This window comes from Pseudomonas sp. GD03862 (assembly GCF_029840855.1).
In the GTDB taxonomy this organism is placed as follows: Bacteria; Pseudomonadota; Gammaproteobacteria; order Pseudomonadales; family Pseudomonadaceae; genus Aquipseudomonas; species Aquipseudomonas alloputida.
In genome coordinates this window covers 1-3867 of the sequence record NZ_JAOCDI010000091.1, presented here as the reverse complement: position 1 = coordinate 3867, position 3867 = coordinate 1, and the positions used below count along the sequence as shown (strand labels likewise).

The following is a 3867-nucleotide window of genomic DNA, read 5'->3' as shown; positions in this document are numbered from 1 at the left end:
CCCCGCCTTCCAGCCTCCCCTGCCGCAACCACTGCAAGGCCACCGGCCACAGGCTTTCGCGAAACCGGTCATGGAAAAACGCGAAATGGCCAATTTCCTCGGCCGAGATATCCACAGGTGCAATGCGCAGGTGCTTTCGCTCGGCCCCCTGTAGATAACCCAACAAACGCTCGGTCGCCGCCACGGTCCCGAAAGGGTCGTCCGTCAGACTGATGGCCAGCGTCGTCGCACGCACCTGGGCGAACGGTAGCGCCGCCAACGCCCGCCCGCTGGGGCGGTGCTCATAACGTGGGGTACGCGTGCTCCAGTCGTGCACCACGCCGGACGGCGTGTCTTCCAGCCAACCCAGGCGCTTGCCGGGAAAATAGCCGAATACCCGGGTCAGCAGCGGCATGACCACATGCCACTTGCCGAACAGCTGCCAGCGCTGGTTGGCCGCGTAGTCGCGCCAGTAGGCGAACTGCGCGCCAACCATCACGACCCGACGGATCAGGCCAGCCGACGGTGCCAGGCCTACTGCACAACCGCCGAAACTGTGCCCCACCACGTCCACCGGCTGACCTGGAAAATGCGCTGCCGCATGCGCCAGCATGGCTTCGAAATCCAGCCGGCCCCAGTCGCTCCAGGAGGCCTGGAAACCACGCAGCGACGCCGGCCGGGATTCGCCGATGCCACGGTAGTCGTAGGTCAGCACATCGCAGCCGTGGGCGAACAGGTAGTCGGCAAAGCGGGCGTAATAGCGGCAGCGTACCGAAGTGGCAGCGTTGATGATCACCAGCGGGCGCTGGGGGGCAGGTTGGGCGTGACGCCAGCAGAAGCCGCCGAGGCGGTAGCCGTCGGCCGCGGGGTGGCGAAATGGGGTAGCAGGTTGGGTGAGGCTACTCATGGCGCATTCCCTGTCGTTGTGCGCCAAAACTAGCAAATATTTTGTAGCCTGTACCGGCCTCTTCGCGGGTGAACCCGCGAAGAGGCCAGTGCAGGCTGATCCGATTACAGCTCGACGCAGTCGAACTTCACATCGGTGGCCACGTCTTCGTCGTAGTTGACGTCAGCGCGCTCGAAACCGAACAGGTTGAGGAACTGCTTCTTGTAACCGGCATAGTCGGTCAGCTCGAACAGGTTCTCGGTGGTCACCTGTGGCCACAGGGCCTTGCAGGCGTTTTGCACGTCGTCACGCAGTTCCCAGTCGTCCAGGCGCAGGCGCCCTTTCTCGTCGACCTCTGCCGGCGCACCGTCGGTACGGTACATACGGTCGCGGTACATGCGGTCGAGCTGGTCCTGGGTGCCTTCGTGAACACCTTTCTCCTGCATGATCTTGAAGACCATCGACAGGTACAGTGGCATCACCGGGATGGCCGAGCTGGCCTGGGTAACCACCGACTTGAGCACCGCCACATTGGCGCCGCCTTTCACTTCACCGGCCAGCTTCTGGTTCAGACGCAGGGCGGTTTCGTCCAGGTCCTGCTTGGCCTGGCCCAGTGCACCGTGCCAGTAGATCGGCCAGGTGATATCGCTGCCGATATAGCTGAAGGCCACGGTGCGAGCGCCTTCGGCCAGTACATTGGCGCCAGCCAGCGCATCGATCCACAGCTGCCAGTCCTGGCCACCCATGACGGTGACGGTGTCGGCAATTTCCTGCTCGGTGGCCGGCTCGATGCTGGCCTCGATGATGGTGTCCTTGTTGGTGTCGATGGCGGTCGACTTGTATGGCTGGCCGATCGGCTTGAGTGCCGAGCGAATGACTTCACCGGTCTGCGGCAGCTTGCGCACGGGCGAAGCCAGCGAGTAGATGACCAGGTCGACCTTGCCACCCATTTCGTTCTTGATCAGCTCGATGACCTTGGCGCGGGCTTCGTCGGAGAAGGCGTCACCGTTGATCGACTTGCTGTACAGGCCCTCGGCCTTGGCGAACTTGTCGAAGGCGGCAGCGTTGTACCAGCCAGCAGTGCCGGCCTTGGTCTCGGTGCCTGGTTTTTCGAAGAACACGCCCAGGGTGTCGGCCTTGAAGCCGAAGGCCGCCGTGATGCGGGCAGCCAGGCCGTAGCCGCTGGAAGCACCGATGACCAGGACCTTCTTCGGGCCATCCTCGCGTACGCCCAGCTTGCGGGTGGCTTCGATCTGGTCACGGACGTTGAGCTCGCAGCCCTTCGGGTGAGTCGTGGTGCAGATGAAACCGCGAACCTTAGGATGAATGATGGCCAATGTCTGTACCTCGTCAGGTTTATGCCGGGGAAGCGCCGCTTGGGGCGATTCCGATTGATCAGAGGGTGAGACTACCCCCGCAGGTTATCCGACACATATTACGGGGTGATCAGAGGGATGCAAAACCAGAGTTCTTATGTGCAGGAGGCTCACAGCTGCACGGAATCCAGATTGGCTGGTTAGAACCTTCGCCACCCATTGATTTGTTTTTCACATCAATCCGAAAGAAAAACAAACTTAACAAATAAGCCGAACCCGCCGATGCTGGCGGCACTACGCCCATTGCACGGAGAACAACAACATGAACGACGTGGTGATCGTCGCCGCAACCCGTACCGCCATCGGCAGCTTCCAGGGCGCCCTGGCCACAGTGCCTGCAGTTGACCTCGGCGCCGCCGTGATCAAGCAACTGCTGAAACAAACCGGGCTGGACCCGGCGCAGGTCGATGAAGTCATCCTCGGCCAAGTGCTCACTGCCGGTGCCGGTCAGAACCCGGCACGCCAGGCGGCGATCAAGGCTGGCCTGCCCTTCAGCGTACCGGCCCTGACCCTGAACAAGGTCTGCGGCTCGGGCCTCAAGGCCCTGCACCTGGCCGCCCAGGCGATCCGCTGCGGCGATGCCGAGGTGGTGATTGCAGGTGGTCAGGAGAACATGAGCCTTGCCCCCTACGTGATGCCCTCCGCCCGCACCGGCCAACGCATGGGCCATGGCCAACTGATCGACAGCATGATCACGGACGGCCTGTGGGATGCCTTCAATGACTACCACATGGGCATCACTGCCGAAAATCTTGTGGACAAGTACGGCCTCAGCCGTGAGCAGCAGGATGCCTTTGCTGCCGAGTCGCAGCGCAAGGCAGTGGCGGCGATGGAGGCCGGCCGTTTCGACGCTGAAATCACCCCCATCGTGCTGCCGCAGAAAAAGGGAGAGCCCAAGGTTTTTGCCCGTGACGAGCAACCACGCCCGGACACCACCGCCGAGTCCCTGGCCAAACTGCGCCCGGCCTTCAAGAAGGACGGCAGCGTCACCGCAGGCAATGCCTCCAGCCTGAACGACGGCGCCGCCGCCGTGCTTTTGATGAGCGCAGCGAAGGCCGAGGCGTTGGGCCTGCCGGTGCTGGCGAAGATCGCCGCCTACGCCAGTGCCGGGGTAGACCCCGCGATCATGGGTATTGGTCCGGTTTCGGCGACCCAGCGTTGCCTGGACAAGGCCGGTTGGCAACTGGCCGAACTGGACCTGATCGAAGCCAACGAAGCCTTTGCCGCCCAGGCGCTGGCCGTGGGCAATGCGCTGGCATGGGATGCCGCGCGGGTTAACGTCAATGGAGGGGCGATTGCCTTGGGCCACCCGATTGGTGCTTCCGGGTGCAGGGTGCTGGTGACCCTGTTGCACGAGATGATCAAACGGGATGCCAAGAAAGGCCTGGCGACCTTGTGCATTGGTGGTGGACAAGGGGTGGCGCTGGCCATCGAGCGCTGATTGATTCAAGCAGGCCCGGCCTCTTCGCGGGTGAACCCGCTCCTACGCTGATCGGTGGTGGACACTCATCGGTGATTGCGCGCAGGCCGTCGTAGGAGCGGGTTTACCCGCGAAAGGGCCGGGCCTGCTGGCCAATTTCCACCAGCCGTTCACCGTTGCAGTTGCCACCGTATTCGCGGGTAAAC

3 protein-coding genes are annotated in these 3867 nt (G+C 62.9%); 1 reads left to right on the top strand and 2 read right to left on the bottom strand.

The genetic code is table 11. The features are described 5' to 3' along the window. On the bottom strand, positions 1-886 hold an 886-nt coding region (locus N5D53_RS27400; protein WP_279841124.1), incomplete at its 3' end, for an alpha/beta fold hydrolase. A gap of 104 nt (positions 887-990) precedes the next feature. Next, positions 991-2202, bottom strand: coding sequence for an enoyl-ACP reductase FabV (gene fabV, locus N5D53_RS27395; protein WP_003251642.1), 1212 nt, complete (start codon positions 2200-2202; stop codon positions 991-993). A 301-nt stretch (positions 2203-2503) separates the two neighbouring features. Here fabV and N5D53_RS27390 point away from each other — a divergent pair, with 301 nt between their 5' ends. Then, positions 2504-3682 carry an acetyl-CoA C-acetyltransferase gene (locus N5D53_RS27390; RefSeq protein WP_104962556.1) on the top strand — a complete coding sequence of 393 codons (1179 nt, stop codon included), beginning with the start codon at positions 2504-2506 and terminating at the stop codon, positions 3680-3682. The last annotated feature ends 185 nt before the right edge of the window (positions 3683-3867 follow it).